We start from the raw sequence: 18453 nt of genomic DNA, 5'->3' as shown, positions 1-18453 counted from the left end.
CCCTGCGCGTCGTCCTCCCCACTGTTCTGCCCAGAGCGTGGGTCGCACTCACGTTTCCCCGGGGGCGGGCATGGTCGTTTCCGGGGACACGGCCGGTCGTTGGGCACCCCGTGAGGCACGTACAAGGGCGCGCGCGGCGCGCGAGGGCCGCGCTGGCCGCCGTAGTGACATGGGCAGGGCTTTTCGCCGGGGCCACGGGCTGTACCTCGGACGACGCGGGCGGGATCACCGGGGTGTTCGGCGCGCCCCCGGCGCCCGAGGACGTCATCAAGGTCTCGCCCGAGGACGGCAGCAGCGGTGTGCGCCCCGGGAAGAAGCTGCGGGTGCGCGTGCCCGACGGCCGGCTGGAGAAGGTGAAGGTCGTCCGGTCGCAGGACGCGCAGGAGACCCCGGTGCCCGGGCATCTCTCCGCCGATCGCCTGACCTGGGAACCCGACGACCAGCGGCTTGCGCTGGCCGCCAAGTACACGATCGACGCGGTGGCCGTGGACGGCGACGGACGCCGCTCGGCCCGGCACACCACCTTCACCACCTACGTCCCCGGGGAACGCTTCATCGGCTACGTCGCCCCGGAGAACCGTGCCACCGTCGGCACCGGCATGATCGTCTCCCTGGAGTTCAACCGGGAGATCACCGACCGCGCCGCCGTCGAACGCGCGGTGCGGGTCACCGCCCGCCCCGCCGTGGAGATCCGCCCGCACTGGTTCGGCAGAACGCGCCTCGACTTCCGCCCCGAGGACTACTGGAAACCCGGCACCCAGGTCACCGTCGACCTGCGCCTGCGCGACGTCGAAGGCGCCCCCGGGGTCTACGGCCTCCAGCACAAGACGTTCTCCTTCACCGTCGGCCGCAGCCAGATCTCCGTGGTCGACGCCGCCGCGCACTCCATGGAGGTCCGGCGCGACGGCGAGCCCCTCGCCACCGTGCCCATCACGGCGGGCGCGCCGAAGACCACCACGTACAACGGCAAGATGGTGGTCACCGAGATGCTCGACGTCACCCGGATGAACGGCGCCACGGTCGGCTTCAAGAAGCGCGACGGCAAGGGCGAGTACGACATCCCGGACGTCCCGCACGCCATGCGCCTGACCGACTCCGGCACCTTCCTGCACGGCAACTACTGGGCGCACCACACCGTCTTCGGCCGCGCCAACGTCAGTCACGGCTGCATCGGGCTGCGCGATGTGAAGGGCGGCGGTTCGGACACCCCGGCCGGCTGGTTCTTCGACCGCAGCCTCATCGGGGACGTCGTCGAAGTCGTCAACAGCAATGACAAAAAGGTCTCTCCCGACAACGGGCTCGGAGGCTGGAATATGGGCTGGAATGCATGGAAGGCGGGCAGTGCGGTGAAGTAGCCGGACAGGGGGGCGGGTTGACCCGGCGCCGCGTTGGGACCGAACAGTGACAATCGCGGGCCGCCGGGCCCGTCCCCCCAGTGGTTACTATTCGCCGACGCGCGGGGGACGCGCGAGGTGTGGGCCTGACCTGGCCCTGGGAGGGGAGAACCACTTGAACGGGCGACCGATATCGGGGGCGTCGGTTGGACGCGGGAACGGACTGCGCGCGCTGATATGCGGCGTACTGCTCCTCGCCGTCACGGCGTGCGGCGGCGGAGGGGCCGACTCCGGTTCCAGCGGGGGCGGCACCGAGGGCAAGGACTCGGGCGCCGCGCGGAGCGGGCAGTCCGAGGCGGTCGTCAGCATCACCCCCAGGGACGGAGCCGAGGCCGTCGACACGAGCGGTGCGCTGAAGGTCACCGCCGCGAAGGGGAAACTGACCGAGGTCGAGGTCAAGGACGCCAAGGGCAAGAAGGTCGACGGCGCGATATCCGGGGACGGCGCCAGCTGGACGCCGTCCACCCATCTGGCCGGCGCCACCAAGTACACGGTCCACGCGGTCGCCAAGGACTCCGAGGGCCGCACGGCCGCGGAGGACGCCGGCTTCACCACGCTGACCCCGGAGAACACCTTCATCGGCACCTTCACTCCCGAGGACGGCTCCAAGGTCGGCGTCGGGATGCCGTTCTCCATCCGCTTCTCGCGGGGCATCACCCACCCGGAGGACGTCGAGCGGGCCATCCGCATCAAGACGGAGCCGGCCGTCGACGTCGAGGGCCACTGGTTCGGCAACGACCGTCTCGACTTCCGCCCCGAGAAGTACTGGAAGCCGGGCACCAAGGTGACCGTCGACCTCAACCTCGACGGCGTCGAGGGCCGCTCCGGCGTCTACGGCGAGCAGGACAAGACGGTCGAGTTCACCATCGGCCGCAACCAGGTCTCCGTCGTCGACGCCAAGAAGCTCACGATGAAGGTCATGCGCGACGGCAAGGTCATCAAAACCATCCCGGTCACCACCGGCAAGCCCGGCATGGAGACCTGGAACGGCCAGATGGTCATCAGCGAGATGCTCACGGTGACCCGGATGAACGGCGAGACCGTCGGCTACGGCGGCGAGTACGACATCAAGGACGTCCCGCACGCCATCCGCCTGACCACGTCCGGCACCTTCCTGCACGGCAACTACTGGGCGGGCGGAGCCTTCGGCAACTACAACGCCAGCCACGGCTGCATCGGCCTGCGCGACGTACGCGGCGGCTGGGACAAGAAGGTGCCGGCCGCCTGGTTCTTCAACCACTCGATGATCGGCGACGTGGTGGTCGTCAAGAACTCCGAGGACCGGATCGTCGACCCGGACAACGGGCTCAACGGCTGGAACATGTCGTGGGAGAAGTGGAAGAAGTAGCTCTCAGCGACCGACGGGCCCCGGATTAACCAACAGCATCCGATCGACCGCACCGGGGCCCTCGCCGTCGGTCCCCGCGCCCCGCCTGCCCGGCGGGTGGCCGCGGGCCGGAGCCTGGGGGTGTCCCCGCCGGGCGGCCCCCGGCCGGTGTGACCGACCGCACCGCGCCGAATGCTGTTAGCCCCCGTTAACCTGCTGCCATGACCGTCTCTCTCGAAGTCGCTGAAGGCGTCGGCACGATCCGTCTCGACCGCCCGCCCATGAACGCGCTGGACATCGCCGCGCAGGACCGGCTGAAGGAACTCGCCGAGGAGGCCACGCGCCGCGCGGACGTGCGGGCCGTGGTGGTCTACGGCGGCGAGAAGGTGTTCGCGGCCGGCGCGGACATCAAGGAGATGCAGGCGATGGACCACACCGCGATGGTCCTGCGCGCTCGCGCTCTGCAGGACTCGTTCACGGCGGTGGCCCGGATCCCCAAGCCGGTCGTCGCGGCCGTGACGGGCTACGCGCTGGGCGGCGGCTGTGAACTGGCCCTGTGCGCGGACTTCCGGATCGCCGGTGAGAACGCCAAGCTCGGCCAGCCGGAGATCCTGCTCGGCCTGATCCCCGGCGCCGGCGGCACCCAGCGCCTGGCCCGCCTGGTCGGTCCCTCCAAGGCCAAGGACCTCATCTTCACGGGCCGCATGGTGAAGGCCGACGAGGCCCGCGAGATCGGCCTGGTGGACCGGGTCGTGCCCGCCGACGAGGTGTACGCACAGGCGCACGCCTGGGCCGCGAAGCTGGCGCAGGGCCCGGCGCTCGCGCTGCGCGCCGCCAAGGAGTCGATCGACACGGGCCTGGAGACGGACATCGACACGGGCCTCGCGATCGAACGCAACTGGTTCGCCGGTCTGTTCGCCACCGAGGACCGCGAGCGCGGGATGCGCAGCTTCGTGGAGGAAGGGCCCGGCAAGGCCAAGTTCCTCTGAACCTCCCTCCAGGGCTTGCCCTTGACACCGTGTCTGACCCGGGGTCCCTCGATGGGGCGGTTTATGTCACCCTTAAGCCAACCTTAAGCGTGTCTGGTCGAGGGAGTTCGCCCCGTACTCCGGAACGAGCTGTTCCAGCAGGTCAGACGAGGTATGTGTACCTTCGTAATGCCGTTGGCATATGACGGGCGACCGTCGTTTCACCGCCCGTTCCCCGGGGCGTATTCCCCGGGAACGGCCCCGTCGGGCGTTCCGGACGGCCATGATGGGGGGCATGGCGGGGCTGGAGGGTATGGGACAGCCGCGGGGACACGCACATGCGGCCGCGGCGCGCTGGTCGCCGACCGTCGAGGACGAACACGCGCTGAAGGCGCTCGAGTTGTACGGCAACCCGACGGAGGCAGAGGTCCCACTGCCGTCCCGCCCCGAGTCCGCGGCCACCGCGCGACGGCTCACCCAGGTCGTGGTGCTGCGTCACTGGGGGCTCAGTCCCAAGATCACGGAGGACGCGGTCCTGCTCGTCTCCGAACTGGTCGGCAACGCCGTACGCCACACCGGTGCCCGGGTCTTCGGGCTGCGTCTGCACCGGCGCCGCGGCTGGATCCGCGTCGAGGTCCGCGACCCCTCCCGGGGGCTGCCGTGTCTGATGCCGGTCCAGGAGACGGACATCAGCGGCCGGGGCCTGTTCCTCGTGGACAAGCTAGCCGATCGCTGGGGGGTCGATCTGCTGCCCCGGGGCAAGACCACCTGGTTCGAGATGCGGGTCGCCGACCGCTGAGCGCGCGCGATGCCTCACCCGGTCGCCGGACGGGTGAATCACGGCTTTCCCGTCCGCACGCCCCTTAAATGGGGCAATGCACCGCCATCTCGTCAGAAGCGCCCTGGCCGCGGGTGCCGCCCTCGCCGTCCTCGCCGCCTGTGGCACCGGAAGCGGGGAACGGACCTCACCGGCGCGCGCCACCAAGGCCGCCGTGCCCGCCCCGCCCGAGAAGAAGCCCGTCAAGGGCCTGCCCGGCATGCCGCCCGTCCTGGACCCCGAGGACGTGTACGCGGCCGACCGCCCGAACAAGCTGTCCCCGGTGGTCAAGGGCTTCCCGTCCCGGGTCTACGTCCCCAACACCGAGTCCGACACGGTCTCCGTGATCGACCCGAAGACCTACGAGATCGTCGAGACCATCCGCGTGGGCCGACAGCCCCAGCACGTCGTGCCCTCCTGGGACCTCAAGACGCTCTGGGTCAACAACAACCGCGGCCACACCCTCACCCCGATCGACCCGAAGACCGGCAGGGCGGGCAAGGAGGTCGAGGTCCACGACCCGTACAACCTCTACTTCACACCCAACGGCAGGTACGCCGTCGTCATGGCCTCCCTCGACCGCGAGCTGGTCTTCCGCGACCCGCACACCATGAAGGTCGAGAAGACCGTCCCGGTCTCCTGCTACGGCGTCAACCACGCCGACTTCTCCCTCGACGGCCGCTACTTCATCGTCTCCTGCGAGTTCAGCGGCGAACTGCTCAAGGTCGACACCGAGAAGATGAAGGTCGTCGGGCAGCAGCGACTGCCGTTCAAGGGCGCCATGCCGCAGGACGTGAAGATCTCGCCCGACGGCAAGAGGTTCTACATCGCCGACATGATGGCCCACGGCATGTGGGTCCTGGACGGCGACAAGTTCACCGAGCCCACCCTGATGCCCACCGGCAAGGGCTGCCACGGCCTCTACGTCAGCCGGGACTCACGCGAGATGTACGTGAGCAACCGCGGCGAGGGCACGATCTCCGTCTTCGACTTCGCTCAGGGCAAACTGACGAAGAAATGGCGGCTGCCCGACGGCGGCAGCCCCGACATGGGCGGCGTCTCCGCCGACGGCAAGGTGCTGTGGCTGTCCGGCCGCTACGACGCCGAGGTGTACGCCATCGACACCCGCACCGGCACCCAGCTCGCCCGCATCCCGGTCGGCAGTGGCCCGCACGGCCTCGCGGTCTACCCGCAGCCCGGCCGCTACTCCCTCGGCCACACCGGCGTCTTCCGGTGACGCGCTCGCGCCGTCCACCCCCGGGGAGTCGACCCGCCCGGCCCCGGTGAGAGCCCGCAGAGCGCACGAAGATCATGGGCGAGCGCGGGAGCATCCCGTATTACGGGCTCCGGTACGGCGGGAGCGTCCCGTACTACGGGCTCCGGTACGGCGGGAGCGTCCCGTACTACGGGCTCCGGTACGGCGGAGCGACCCGCACCACGGGCTCCGGCACGGAGAGAGCGACGCGTCACCTCGGCCCCGGTGCGGAGCAGCACCTCCGAGCCCACGAGCCGGTAGCCGACCGCCCGGAATGCCCGCAGGCTGAGGGCGTTCCCCGCCACCCCCTGCCCCCACACCGGCGTGCCCCGGCCGGCTGCCGCGCCGCCGTCACCAGCCGCCACCCGGCCCCGCGGTGCCGCGCCGCGCCAGGGCGTCCCTCTGGTTCTCCCGGCGGCTCGTGCGACTGACGGCCCGGGCCCGCACACGGGGTCGCGCCCGATTCGCCGGAGGCGGCCGGGGCGCTGCGCGAGCCGCTGGGGGACACCGGCCCCGCCATCCTGCTCGCCCGGCTGCGGTCGCGTACACCCACCGGGTCGCCCGCTACCGCGAGTTGCTCGCCGTCGTGAAGGGCGTCGGGCACGAGGCGGCGTACCGCGAGGAGTTCACCGGGGTGGTCGCCGCGCTGGAGGCGCGCACGGCCGGTTAATCTGACCTGCGTCAAACGCGCGTCACGAGGACGCACAGCACGAGATGAGGGGCGGATCGGTGGCGGACATCGAGGAAGCACGCAAGCAGTTCGAGCAGATCGATACGGACGGTGACGGCTTCATCACCGCTGCCGAGTTCAAGGCCGCCCTCGCCCGGTCGGGCGACTGGAACGTCACCGAGTCGGTCGCCGAGGTCGTCATCAAGACCCGCGACCTCAACGGCGACAAGCAGCTGAGCTTCGACGAGTTCTGGGCCTACCTGAACAAGTAGGCGCCGGTTTTCGCCGAGTGGTGGGGCCCGGTCCGCGGTCGCGGGCCGGGCCCCACCCTCATGTCCGTGGGCGGCTCCTCCGGGAGGCCCCACCCGGACTCGGAATAGCCCGCACGCCGCGGAGGTTGACCCCGGTCACGAAGGCCGCACGAGGCGCTGTTCATCTCCGGAAGGGCAAGGCGAGGACATGAAGATCGGCATCATCGGAGCCGGCAACATCGGAGGCAACCTGACCCGGCGGCTCACCGCCCTCGGGCACGACGTCTCCGTCGCCAACTCCCGGGGGCCCGAGACGCTCACGGCCCTGGCGGAGGAGACCGGCGCGACGCCCGTGACGGTGGGGGAGGCGGCCCGCGGCGCCGAGGTCGTCGTCGTCACCGTCCCGCTGAAGGCGGTCCCCGACCTTCCCCCCGGCCTGTTCGACGGTGCGGCGGACGGCCTCGCGGTCATCGACACCGGCAACTACTACCCCCGGCAGCGCGACGGCAGGATCGCCGGGATCGAGGACGACGGCCTCACCGAGAGCCGCTGGACGGAACGCCGGATCGGCCACCCGGTCGTCAAGGCATTCAACGGCACCTACGCCCAGGACATCCTGGACCGGCCCCTCCCCGCCGGCGACCCCGGCCGCCTGGCCCTCCCGGTGGCGGGCGACGACGAGGCGGCCAAGGGCAAGGTACGGGACCTGATCGACGCGCTCGGCTTCGACACCGTCGACGCGGGCGGCCTCGACGACTCCTGGCGCCAGCAGCCCGGTACCCCTGTCTACGGCCTGCGCGGCGGCGTCGAAGCGGTCACGAAGGCCCTGGCCGAGGCGTCCCCGGAGCGCGCACCGGACTTCCGCGGTTAGGGCCTGCCGTTGGATCGGCTCGGCCGTGAGGTCCGGTTCTTCTCAGCCGACCCGAGCGGGTGGCACGGGCCGCTGTGAACCGGCGTGGAAACGTCGGGTTCGCCGAGCGGTGGGGCTGTGGCCCGCGCCCCGCGCCCCCGGCTCAGCACTCGATGATGTTCACCGCCAGCCCGCCCCGGGCCGTCTCCTTGTACTTCACCGACATGTCCGCGCCCGTGTCCTTCATCGTCTTGATGACCTTGTCCAGGGACACCTTGTGGGAGCCGTCGCCGCGCATCGCCATGCGGGCGGCGGTGACGGCCTTGACCGCGGCCATGCCGTTGCGTTCGATGCAGGGGATCTGGACCAGGCCGCCGACCGGGTCACAGGTGAGGCCGAGGTTGTGCTCCATGCCGATCTCGGCGGCGTTCTCGACCTGTTCGGGCGAGCCGCCGAGGACCTCGGCGAGGGCCCCCGCGGCCATGGAGCAGGCGGAGCCGACCTCGCCCTGGCAGCCGACCTCGGCGCCGGAGATGGAGGCGTTCTCCTTGAAGAGCATGCCGATCGCGCCCGCGGCCAGCAGGAAGCGGACCACGCCCTCCTCGTCGGCGCCCGGCACGAAGTTCATGTAGTAGTGCAGGACCGCCGGGATGATGCCGGCGGCGCCGTTGGTGGGGGCGGTGACGACCCGGCCGCCCGCGGCGTTCTCCTCGTTGACCGCCATGGCGTAGAGGGTGATCCACTCCATGGACAGGGCCAGCGGGTCGCCCTCGGAGCGCAGCTTGCGCGCGGTGTTCGCGGCCCGCCGGCGCACCTTGAGACCGCCCGGCAGGATGCCCTCCTGGGACAGTCCGCGCGCCACGCAGTCCCGCATCACCCGCCAGATCTCCAGCAGGCCCTCGCGGATCTCCTCCTCCGAGCGCCAGGCCCGCTCGTTCTCCAGCATCAGCGCGGAGATCGACAGGCCGGTCTCCTCGGCCAGGCGCAGCAGCTCGTCACCCGTGCGGAAGGGGTACTTGAGCACGGTGTCGTCGAGTTTGATGCGGTCGGCGCCGACCGCCTCCTCGTCGACGACGAAGCCGCCGCCGACCGAGTAGTACGTCTTGGTCAGCAGCTCCGTGCCCGAGGCGTCGTACGCCCACAGCGTCATGCCGTTCGCGTGGTACGGCAGGGCCTTGCGGCGGTGCAGGACCATGTCGTCGTCGAAGGAGAACGCGATCTCGTGCTCGCCGAGCAGGTTCAGCCGGCCGCCGGCCTTGATCGCCTCCACCCGCTGATCGGCGTTCGAGACGTCCACCGTGCGCGGCGAATCGCCCTCCAGGCCGAGCAGCACCGCCTTGGGGGTGCCGTGGCCGTGTCCGGTCGCGCCGAGCGAGCCGTACAGTTCCGCGCGGACCTGTGCGGTCGGGGCCAGCAGCTTCTCGTTGCGCAGCCGCAGGGCGAACATCCGGGCCGCCCGCATCGGGCCGACGGTGTGGGAGCTGGACGGGCCGATGCCGATCGAGAACAGGTCGAAGACCGAGATGGCCACGGGGGGAACTCCTGACTACGGGGGTGGTGCAGAGGGGTGGGTGCCGCGCCCGCTTGTGGCCGGCGCGGCGCCCGAAAGGTTTCTTCGCGGCCGTTGCGAGCCGCTTGTTACGCGTTCAGACCCGGGTACAGCGGGTGCTTGTCGGCCAGGGCCTTCACCCTGGCCTTGAGGGCCTCCGCGTCGTAGGACGGCTTCAGCGCCTCGGCGATGACGTCCGCGACCTCCGCGAAGTCCTCGGTCCGGAATCCGCGGGTGGCCAGGGCCGGCGTGCCGATCCGCAGACCGGACGTCACCATCGGCGGACGCGGGTCGTTCGGGATCGCGTTCCGGTTGACGGTGATGCCCACCTCGTGGAGGCGGTCCTCGGCCTGCCGGCCGTCCAGCTCCGAGTGGCGCAGGTCGACCAGGACCAGGTGCACGTCCGTGCCGCCGGACAGGACGTCCACACCCACGGCCCGGACGTCGTCCTTCACCAGACGCTCGGCCAGGATGCGGGCACCCTCCAGCGTACGGCGCTGGCGCTCCGTGAAGTCCTCGGAGGCGGCGACCTTGAAGGCGACGGCCTTGGCGGCGATCACATGCTCCAGCGGACCGCCCTGCTGACCGGGGAAGACGGCGGAGTTGATCTTCTTGGCCAGTTCGGCCGTGGAGAGGATCACACCGCCGCGCGGGCCACCGAGGGTCTTGTGGGTCGTGGTGGTGACCACATGGGCGTGCGGCACCGGGTTGGGGTGCAGCCCGGCCGCGACCAGCCCGGCGAAGTGGGCCATGTCGACCATGAGGTACGCGCCGACCTCGTCCGCGATCCGGCGGAACGCGGCGAAGTCCAGCTGCCTCGGGTACGCCGACCAGCCGGCCACGATCAGCTTCGGCTTGGCCTCCTTGGCCAGCCGTTCGACCTCGCCCATGTCGACCCGGCCGTCCTCGCCCACGTGGTAGGCGACGACGTCGTAGAGCTTGCCGGAGAAGTTGATCTTCATGCCGTGGGTCAGGTGCCCACCGTGGGCGAGGTTCAGGCCCATGATGGTGTCGCCCGGCTTGAGCAGCGCGAACATCGCCGCCGCGTTGGCCTGGGCGCCGGAGTGCGGCTGCACGTTGGCGTGCTCGGCGCCGAACAGCTCCTTGACGCGGTCGATCGCGATCTGTTCGACCACGTCGACGTGCTCGCAGCCGCCGTAGTAGCGACGGCCCGGGTAGCCCTCGGCGTACTTGTTGGTGAGGACCGAGCCCTGCGCCTCCATGACCGCGACCGGAGCGAAGTTCTCCGAGGCGATCATCTCGAGCGTGGACTGCTGGCGGTGCAGCTCGGCGTCGACCGCCGCGGCGACGGCCGGGTCGAGCTCATGCAGGGGTGTGTTCAGGACGGACATGGGGCTACGACTCCTCAGCCGGCGGAGAACGCGGTGTACTCGTCGGCGGAGAGCAGGTCGCCCGGCTCGTCCGTGACGCGCACCTTGAACAGCCAGCCGCCCTCGAAGGGGGCCGAGTTCACCAGCGACGGGTCGTTCACGACGTCCTCGTTGACCTCGGTGACCTCACCGGAGACCGGGGAGTACAGGTCGGACACCGACTTGGTCGACTCCAGCTCGCCGCAGGTCTCGCCGGCGGACACGGAGTCACCGACCTCGGGAAGCTGGACGAACACGACATCGCCGAGCGCGTTGGCCGCGTGCTCCGTGATGCCGACCGTCGAGACGCCGTCGGCGGCGGCCGACAGCCACTCGTGCTCCTTGCTGTAGCGCAGCTCTTGGGGGTTGCTCATGGCCTGGATTCTCCTGTACGCGCGGGAGTGCTGTGAAAGGGGGACTACGGGTGAGCTGGGACGACGGGCACGGGTCGCTGCCGCGGCCCTTCGGCCAGTGTCTACTTCTGGCGCTTGTAGAACGGCAGCGCCACGACCTCGTACGGCTCGTGACTGCCCCGGATGTCCACGCCCACGCCGGTCGTGCCGGGCGCGGCGTGCGCGGGATCGACATAGGCCATCGCGATCGGCTTGCCGAGGGTGGGGGAGGGGGCACCGGAGGTGACCTCGCCGATCACCTCGCCGCCGGCGACGACCGTGTACCCGGCGCGCGGGACCCGCCGGCCCTCGGCGACGAGGCCGACCAGGACACGCGGGGGGTTCTGCTCGGCCCGGGCGGCGGCCTCGCGCAGGGCCTCGCGTCCCACGAAGTCGCCCTCCTTCTCGAACTTCACCACCCGGCCGAGCCCGGCGTCGAAGGGGGTCAGGGACGTCGACAGCTCGTGCCCGTACAGCGGCATGCCCGCTTCCAGGCGCAGCGTGTCACGGCAGGACAGCCCGCACGGGACCAGGCCGACGCCCTCGCCGGCCTGGGCCAGGGCCTGCCACAGCTCGACCGCGTGCTCCGGCTTCACGAACAGCTCGAAGCCGTCCTCGCCGGTGTAACCGGTGCGGGCGATCAGGGCCGGCACGCCCGCGACCGTGCCGGGCAGACCGGCGTAGTACTTCAAGCCGTCCAGATCGGCGTCCGTGAGCGACTTGAGGATGCCGGGGGACTCAGGGCCCTGCACGGCGATCAGCGCGTAGGCGTCCCGGTCGTCGCGCACCTCGGCGTCGAAAGCGGCGGCGCGCTCGGTCAGCGCGTCCAGGACGACCTGGGCGTTGGAGGCGTTGGCGACGACCATGTACTCGCTCTCGCCCAGCCGGTAGACGATGAGGTCGTCCAGGATGCCGCCGTCGTCCCGGCAGATCATGGTGTACCGGGCGCGGCCCGGCTTCACTCCGCCGATGTTGCCCACCAGGGCGAAGTCGAGGAGGGCGGCGGCCTGCGGGCCGGTGACGGTGATCTCACCCATGTGGGAGAGGTCGAACAGTCCGGCCTTCGTCCGCACGGCGGTGTGCTCGTCGCGCTCGGAGCCGTAGCGCAGGGGCATGTCCCAGCCGGCGAAGTCGGTCATCGTCGCGCCGAGCGAGCGATGCAGGGCATCGAGCGCGGTGTGACGGAGTTCTCCTGTACTGCTCACAGTCGGTCGTCTCCCAGGGCAATCACGGGCGAGGTCGGTCCTCCCCATCTGTCATCGGAACCTGAGAGGTTCGCCATGACCGCGCTGGTCCATGGCTTGCACCTTGGGTGGGGCCACGCCCTGCCGGGACAGGGGAGGGCCCGCTTTTCAGATGTGCCTCGCCCGCGCGGTAACGGGGCCTGAGAGATTCAAGGGAGGGACTTGCTCCTTCGGCGCCCCAGCTCTTGCGGTGCTGGGGACTCTCCCGCGCGGATTCAAACGGCCGGTATGCAGTTGGCGCGCACATCATTGCACGCATCCTTCCGGTGCGGCAGGGGGACCTTTCACAGGGAGTGCACGAGTCCCGCCCGCCGGACTCCGCGACCTGTAGCAGCCCTGTTGCAGGACGAGGACGTAAATGAGAGGCCTGCCGCATTACCTTCTCTTTACACTCGGCGGGGATTGGGACTCCGTACCTGGCCCCAGGGGAGGACGATCACGGTGAACAGGACCACCGCGTACGCGACGACGGGCATCGCGCTGCCCGAGCAGCCGGCCGCCGCTCCGGCCCGGGCGGTCCGCGCCCCGGTGCCGGCGCCGGTCGTCCGCGATCTGCGTGACCGTGCCGGGCGCGGCCCGCGCGCGCTGCTGTTCGGACCCCGCGACCTCGTCGTGGTCACGGGTCTGCCCGGCAGCGGCAAGTCCACACTGATGCGGCGCACCGTGCCGGACCGGCGGATCGACTCCCAGGACACCCGCGACCGCTGGGAGCGCCGCATGCCGCGCGCCCTGCCGTACGCGCTCTACCGCCCGCTCGTCCGCCTCGCCCACTACGCCGGGCTGCGGCGCGCCCTGCGCACGGGCGAGGGCCTCGTCGTGCACGACTGCGGCACCCAGGCCTGGGTCCGCCGCTGGCTGGCCCGCGAGGCCCGCCGCCGGGGCGGCACGCTCCACCTGCTGCTGCTCGACGTCACCCCCGAACAGGCGCTGGCCGGCCAGCGCGACCGAGGCCGCGGCGTCTCGCGCTATGCGTTCCTGCGGCACCGCGCGGCGAGCACCCGCCTGCTGCGCGCGGCGGAGCGCGGCGACCTCCCCGCCGGCTGCGGCTCGGCCGTCCTCGCCGACCGGGCCGCGGCCGACACCCTCCGCAGCATCGGCTTCACCGGCTGACGGGCCGGGGGCGGGAGCCGGGCCGGTGGACCGGGGGCGACGGGGTGCACGGGTGCCACCCGTCGGTGGCCCCGGCCACGGCTGTGGGGTCTCGGGCGTGTGGGTGCCCCGCGGGCGGCACCGGCCGCGGGGCACCGGGTGTGTCGGTATCGCCGTCGGCGGCCCCGGCCGTGGCCATGGGGTTTCGGGCGTATGTCGTACGTCGGCGGCTCCCGGCCCCTTACGGGTGCCATCCGCCGACGGCCCCCAGCCTCCCCTCACCCGCTTCACACCCGACCGCGCCGCGCGCCCGAGCCGTTAGCCTTTTGAGCCACAGCAGTGGTTCCAGGCAGGCGGTAGGCAGATGGACTTCCCGGCGGAATTCTCCGCGGACTTTCCGGCGCAGACGCAGACCCACCCGCACAGCGGTTGGCCCGGCAACGAACTGGAGGAGGTGCTCTCGGCCTCCCTCGGCGCCGGTCCGGCCGCCGGCGGGCGGATCGTCGAGGTGCTCGGCCGGAGCTTCGTCTGGGTCCCGCTGCCCAGCGGCGGCGGCCCGCACAGCGGTCCTCTCGACCTGCCCGGCATCGAGATCGACGGCCAGGCGTTCGTGCCGGTGTTCAGCTCCGAGGAGCAGTTCCGCCAGGTCGTCGGCTCCCACATGGCGTACACCATCGCCCCCGCCGTGGAGTTCGCCCGTGGCCTGCCCCCGCACGCGGGGATGGTCGTCAACCCGGGCGGTGTGGTGGGCATCCCGCTCCCGCCGCCCGCCGTGGCGGAGTTGTGCCGGGCCGGCCGGACCCCGCTGGACGGCCCCGCGAGCGGCGGCCGGGTCCGTCTCTTCGAGCCCGACTGGCAGGACGACCCGGTGGATTTCCTGGCCACGGCGTCCGCCGAGTTCGAGGCCACCGGCGTCGTCGTCACGGCCCGCCGCTGTCTCGCCGCCATCGAGACCGCCGAGCCCGTGATGTTCGTGGGCGTCGAACTCTCCCAGCGGGAAGGAGACTTGCGCGCGCTCCCGCTGGAGGCCCTCACCCGGGCCGTCACCGCCGTCCCGGCCCCCTGGCCGGTCAACCTGGTGCTCCTGGACGTGACGGAGGACCCGGTGGCCACCTGGATGAGGGAGCGGGTCCGGCCCTTCTACCAGCGGTAGGGCAACACACCGAAGGGGCGCGGGGAACCGCGCGAGAACCACATGCGGCCCGCACCCGCACGGCGGCACCAGGTTCGGAGTCGGCGTGCGGGCTTAAGCTAGGGCACCGTCGAGGCGTTGTACGAAGGGGCGGTAAAGGTGAGCGCGAGCGGCACGGCCGCGGCCGGACAGGTCGAGCACATGCTGCGCCAGGTCACGCCCGGGCGCTACGACGCCTATGAGGCACTCCTGCGCGCGCTCGCGACCCCGCACACCGGCCAGATCTGGATGCTCCTGTGGCACGGGCAGGCCGGCTCGCCGGACGCCCAGTACGGGAACATGGACGTCGACGGCTACGGCTACGCCCCCTGCGTGACCTCCGCTCAGGAGCTCTCCGCCAGCGGCTGGAACCGCTCGTACGAGGTGGTCGACGGGATCGACGTCGCCCGCGCCCTCTACCCCGACCACTACGGACTCTGGCTCAACCCGCACGCCCCCGGCGGGGGCGTCGGCATCCCCTGGCTCGACCTGCGCCGGATCGCCACGGGCCTGGACCGCCAGCCCGCCGGCCCCCTGCGCCTGTCCGAACCGGCCATCGAGATCCCCCAGTTCTATGCCCTGCTCGCGCAGAACGCCCACCGCACCCCGGCCGTCCGCTCGCTGCGCCGCGCCTGGGTGCAGCCCGCGCTCGGGGCGCCGTACCTCGCCATCGGACTGGATGTGTACGACACCTCGCCGCCGGCCGTGGACTCCGTGCGCGCGATGATGCAGCAGTCCCTCGGCGCCGTACCCGACGGGCTGCCGGTGTCGACCATCGCCCTGTCCGACGAGCACGACCCGGTCGCGATGTGGCTGCGGGCGAAGGCCCGCCCCTTCTACGACCGCGAGGCGCACGCCACGGCCCCCGTCCAGGCGCCGGCGTCGGGCTACGGATATCCTCCGGCTCAAGGCCGGTACTGACAGCCCGTGAGCCGGTACTGACCGCCCCTCAGTCGGTACTGACCGGCTCGAAGTCGCCCTCCGAACCCCTCCCGTACCGCTCCGCGAAACGGGACGATCACGCGGCTCTCCGCGCGTAGATAGGGGTCAAGTGTGCGCCTATGTCCTAAAATTCATCCATCTCAGCCCGTCCGACCCGCGTTACCCGCTGTCCGGATAACGGAACCCCGCAGACAGCATCACGTTTACGCATCCTTTCATCGCCAAGTCTGGCAACAGATCGCCAAAGCGTTGAAGACTCCCGGCAGGACACGGGCCGGGTCGGTCTCGTGTACGAGACAAACAAAACCGCTACAGCGGCAGCCAGGGGGTCGGCGATCGCCGGCCCGAGAGGGGTCAATCGCACCGTGACCGCACCGATCGAGACCACCGGGGCGGAAGCCGGAGCACAGCCCGAGGCCGTGCTCTCCGGGGTCAAGAAGAGCCAGATCGAAGGGCGCTCGCTCACCCAGATCGCCTGGATGCGCTTCAAGCGGGACAAGGTGGCGATGGCGGGAGGTGTCATCGTCATCCTGCTCGTGCTGATGGCGGTGTTCTCCAAGCCGATCCAGTGGATCTTCGACCTCGATCCCAACAAGTTCAACCAGGACCTGATCGACCCCGCGCTGCTCGCCCCCAAGGGCGGCTGGGGCGGGATGAGTTGGGACCACCCGCTCGGCGTGGACCCCCAGTACGGCCGGGACATGCTGGCCCGCATCATCGACGGTTCCTGGGTCTCCCTCCTGGTCGCGGGCGGCGCCACACTGCTGTCCGTGTGCATCGGCACCGTTCTCGGCGTCATCGCCGGGTACTACGGCGGCTGGATCGACGGCGTGATCAGCAGGCTCATGGACACGTTCCTGGCCTTCCCCCTGCTGCTGTTCGCCATCTCGATCTCGGCCTCGGTGCAGGACGGGTTCTTCGGCATCGAGGGCCTGTCCCTGCGCATCAGCGTGCTGATCTTCGTGATCGGCTTCTTCAGCTGGCCGTACATCGGCCGCATCGTGCGGGCCCAGACCATGACCCTGCGCAAACGGGAGTTCATCGAGGCCTCCACGAGCCTCGGGGCGCGCGGCCCGTACATCCTGTTCCGGGAACTGCTCCCGAACCTCGTCGCGCCGATCCTCGTCTACGCGACGCTGATCATCCCGACGAACATCCTGTTCGAGGCCGCGCTGAGCTTCCTCGGCGTCGGTATCGCTCCGCCGCAGGCCTCCTGGGGCGGCATGCTCAGCAACGCTGTGGATCTCTACACAGCTGATCCGCAGTACATGTTCGTGCCCGGACTGGCGATCTTCATCACCGTCCTGGCCTTCAACCTGCTGGGTGACGGGCTGCGTGACGCCCTCGACCCTCGCAGCAAGTGATCCATCGAATGAGGGGGCTTCCTCAGTGAAGACGAGAAGGGTGACCGCCGGCGTTGCGTCGGTCCTGGCACTGTCGCTCGGTGCTGCCGCGTGCGGCGGCGGAGGCGACGACAACGACGGGGGAGGCAACGGCAAGAAGGACGCCGCGCTGAACTCGATCGTCAACGCGTCGGACAAGAAGGGAGGAACGGTCACGTACGAGCACTCGGACGTGCCGGACTCCCTCGACCCCGGCAACACGTACTACGGCTGGGTCCAGAACTTCTCCCGGCTCTACGGCAGGACGCTCACCACGTTCAAGCCGGCCGCGGGCAAGGAAGGCCTGGAGGTCGTGCCGGACCTCGCCGAGGGACTCGGCAAGTCCAGCCCGGACGCCAAGACCTGGACGTACAAGCTGCGTGCGGGTGTGAAGTTCCAGGACGGCACCCCGGTGACGTCCAAGGACGTCAAGTACGCCATCGAGCGCTCCAACTTCGCGCCCGAGGCGCTGTCCAACGGCCCGACGTACTTCAAGGCCTACCTGGAGGGCGGCGACAAGTACAAGGGTCCCTACAAGGACAAGTCCGCCGATGGCATCAAGTCCATCGAGACGCCGGACGACCGGACGATCGTCTTCAAGCTGAAGCAGCCGTTCGCCGACTTCGACTACCTGGCGACCTTCTCGCAGACGGCCCCCGTGCCGCAGGCGAAGGACACCGGTGCGAAGTACGTCCAGGCCATCCAGTCCTCCGGCCCGTACCAGTTCCAGTCCTACGAGGAGGGCCGCGGCGCCACCCTCGTGCGCAACAAGCAGTGGGACCCGAAGACGGACCCGATCCGCAAGGCCCTGCCGGACAAGATCACGGTCAAGTTCAAGGTCAACCCGGTCACGGTCGACAACAACCTGATCTCCGACAAGATCACGGCTGACGCGGCCGGCACCGGTGTGCAGCCGCAGACCCAGCCGAAGGTGCTGCGCGGCAAGCTCGCCGACCAGACCGACAGCTCCTACGCGGGCGCCACGCAGTACATCGCGCTCAACGTGAACGTGAAGCCGTTCGACAACGCCGACTGCCGCAAGGCCGTGCAGTGGGGCCTCGACAAGCAGTCGGTGCTCGACGCCATGGGCGGTTCCCCGAAGGGCGACGTGGCGACCACGCTGCTCCCGCCGTCGGTGAACGGCTACACCAAGTTCGACACCTACGCGACCGACGGTCACAAGGGTGACGTGGCCAAGGCCAAGGCGGCGCTGAAGGCGTGCGGCAAGCCGAACGGCTTCAACACCATCCTGACCGCCCGCTCCGACCGCCCCGCCGAGATCGCCGCGGCGACCGCCACCCAGGCGTCGCTGAAGAAGATCGGCATCAACGTCGAGATCAAGCAGTTCCCCTCCGGCAAGTACTTCTCCAACTTCGCCGGTGTCCCGAGCTACGTCCACGACAACAAGCTCGGCATGCTCTCGATGGCGTGGGGCGCCGACTGGCCGACCGGCTACGGCTTCCTCGACCAGATCATCAACGGTGCCGCCATCAAGCCCTCGGGCGGCAACAACCTGATGGAGCTGGACGACCCGAAGATCAACAAGGCCCTGACGGACGCGATCGCCAACACCGACGACGCGGCCCGCACCAAGGCCTGGGGTGACATCGACAAGATGGTGCTCGACAACGCCTCGGTCGTCCCGCTGGTCTACCGCAAGAACCTGCTGCTCCGGCCGGCGTCCGCGCAGAACGTCACGGTCACGCAGGCCTACCTCGGCATGTACGACTACCTGCTGATGAGCTCCTCGAAGTAACTCAGCAGGCCGGATCCTTTCGAAAG

At 70.3% G+C, this 18453-nt stretch carries 15 protein-coding genes, 1 pseudogene and 2 riboswitches; of the genes and pseudogenes, 12 read left to right on the top strand and 4 right to left on the bottom strand.

Annotation, left to right across the window (positions count from 1 at the left end; all coding sequences use genetic code 11):
• The first annotated feature begins 110 nt into the window (after nt 1–110).
• The 7 genes and pseudogenes from ABTX62_RS04955 to ABTX62_RS04920 all read left to right on the top strand — a co-directional run.
• Entirely contained in the window at nt 111–1355 is a 1245-nt protein-coding gene (locus ABTX62_RS04955) for a L,D-transpeptidase (RefSeq protein WP_352114842.1), read from the top strand.
• 154 nt (nt 1356–1509) lie between these two features.
• Entirely contained in the window at nt 1510–2742 is a 1233-nt protein-coding gene (locus ABTX62_RS04950) for a L,D-transpeptidase (protein WP_352114841.1), read from the top strand.
• 200 nt (nt 2743–2942) lie between these two features.
• On the top strand, nt 2943–3710 hold the full coding sequence (locus tag ABTX62_RS04945) for an enoyl-CoA hydratase/isomerase family protein (RefSeq protein WP_352114840.1): 768 nt from the start codon (nt 2943–2945) through the stop codon (nt 3708–3710).
• Between the two features lie 274 nt (nt 3711–3984).
• Nucleotides 3985–4488, top strand: a complete 504-nt coding sequence (locus tag ABTX62_RS04940; RefSeq protein ID WP_352114839.1) for an ATP-binding protein — start codon at nt 3985–3987, stop codon at nt 4486–4488.
• Nucleotides 4489–4564: 76 nt separating this feature from the next.
• Nucleotides 4565–5743 carry a YncE family protein gene (locus ABTX62_RS04935; RefSeq protein WP_352114838.1) on the top strand — a complete coding sequence of 393 codons (1179 nt, stop codon included), beginning with the start codon at nt 4565–4567 and terminating at the stop codon, nt 5741–5743.
• 747 nt (nt 5744–6490) lie between these two features.
• Nucleotides 6491–6703 carry an EF-hand domain-containing protein gene (locus ABTX62_RS04925; protein ID WP_352114837.1) on the top strand — a complete coding sequence of 71 codons (213 nt, stop codon included), beginning with the start codon at nt 6491–6493 and terminating at the stop codon, nt 6701–6703.
• Nucleotides 6704–6884: 181 nt separating this feature from the next.
• Nucleotides 6885–7553, top strand: a pseudogene (locus tag ABTX62_RS04920) (NADPH-dependent F420 reductase); the annotation flags it as partial.
• Nucleotides 7554–7695: 142 nt separating this feature from the next.
• Here the strand turns inward: ABTX62_RS04920 and ABTX62_RS04915 are convergent.
• The 4 genes from ABTX62_RS04915 to gcvT form a co-directional block, all read right to left on the bottom strand.
• Nucleotides 7696–9063: an L-serine ammonia-lyase gene (locus tag ABTX62_RS04915; protein ID WP_352114836.1), complete on the bottom strand. Its 1368-nt coding sequence runs from the start codon at nt 9061–9063 to the stop codon at nt 7696–7698.
• Nucleotides 9064–9170: 107 nt separating this feature from the next.
• The gene (gene glyA, locus ABTX62_RS04910; protein ID WP_352114835.1) at nt 9171–10433 is read right to left on the bottom strand and encodes a serine hydroxymethyltransferase; all 1263 of its coding nucleotides are present in this window, start codon (nt 10431–10433) and stop codon (nt 9171–9173) included.
• Nucleotides 10434–10447: 14 nt separating this feature from the next.
• Nucleotides 10448–10825 carry a glycine cleavage system protein GcvH gene (gene gcvH, locus ABTX62_RS04905; protein ID WP_352114834.1) on the bottom strand — a complete coding sequence of 126 codons (378 nt, stop codon included), beginning with the start codon at nt 10823–10825 and terminating at the stop codon, nt 10448–10450.
• A 101-nt stretch (nt 10826–10926) separates the two neighbouring features.
• Nucleotides 10927–12096 (bottom strand): glycine cleavage system aminomethyltransferase GcvT, encoded by a 1170-nt coding sequence (gcvT, locus tag ABTX62_RS04900; protein WP_502997903.1) that lies wholly within the window; start codon nt 12094–12096, stop codon nt 10927–10929.
• A riboswitch (glycine riboswitch) is annotated at nt 12087–12205 on the bottom strand. It overlaps the preceding gene by 10 nt.
• Nucleotides 12206–12305: riboswitch (glycine riboswitch) on the bottom strand.
• Nucleotides 12306–12528: 223 nt separating this feature from the next.
• Between gcvT and ABTX62_RS04895 the strand changes: the two genes are divergently transcribed.
• The 5 genes from ABTX62_RS04895 to ABTX62_RS04875 all read left to right on the top strand — a co-directional run bounded on the left by ABTX62_RS04895 (nt 12529) and on the right by ABTX62_RS04875 (nt 18427).
• A complete protein-coding gene (locus ABTX62_RS04895; protein WP_352114832.1) occupies nt 12529–13197 on the top strand; it encodes an AAA family ATPase in 669 nt (222 codons plus the stop codon).
• A gap of 343 nt (nt 13198–13540) precedes the next feature.
• A complete protein-coding gene (locus ABTX62_RS04890) occupies nt 13541–14329 on the top strand; it encodes an enhanced serine sensitivity protein SseB (RefSeq protein ID WP_352114831.1) in 789 nt (262 codons plus the stop codon).
• Nucleotides 14330–14467: 138 nt separating this feature from the next.
• Nucleotides 14468–15268 carry an enhanced serine sensitivity protein SseB C-terminal domain-containing protein gene (locus ABTX62_RS04885; RefSeq protein ID WP_352114830.1) on the top strand — a complete coding sequence of 267 codons (801 nt, stop codon included), beginning with the start codon at nt 14468–14470 and terminating at the stop codon, nt 15266–15268.
• A gap of 386 nt (nt 15269–15654) precedes the next feature.
• Nucleotides 15655–16653, top strand: coding sequence for an ABC transporter permease (locus ABTX62_RS04880; protein ID WP_352114829.1), 999 nt, complete (start codon nt 15655–15657; stop codon nt 16651–16653).
• A gap of 40 nt (nt 16654–16693) precedes the next feature.
• A complete protein-coding gene (locus tag ABTX62_RS04875) occupies nt 16694–18427 on the top strand; it encodes an ABC transporter substrate-binding protein (protein WP_352114828.1) in 1734 nt (577 codons plus the stop codon).
• The last annotated feature ends 26 nt before the right edge of the window (nt 18428–18453 follow it).

This window comes from Streptomyces sp. NPDC096046 (assembly GCF_040303285.1).
GTDB lineage: Bacteria > Actinomycetota > Actinomycetes > Streptomycetales > Streptomycetaceae > Streptomyces.
This window is presented reverse-complemented; position numbering and strand designations above follow the sequence as displayed.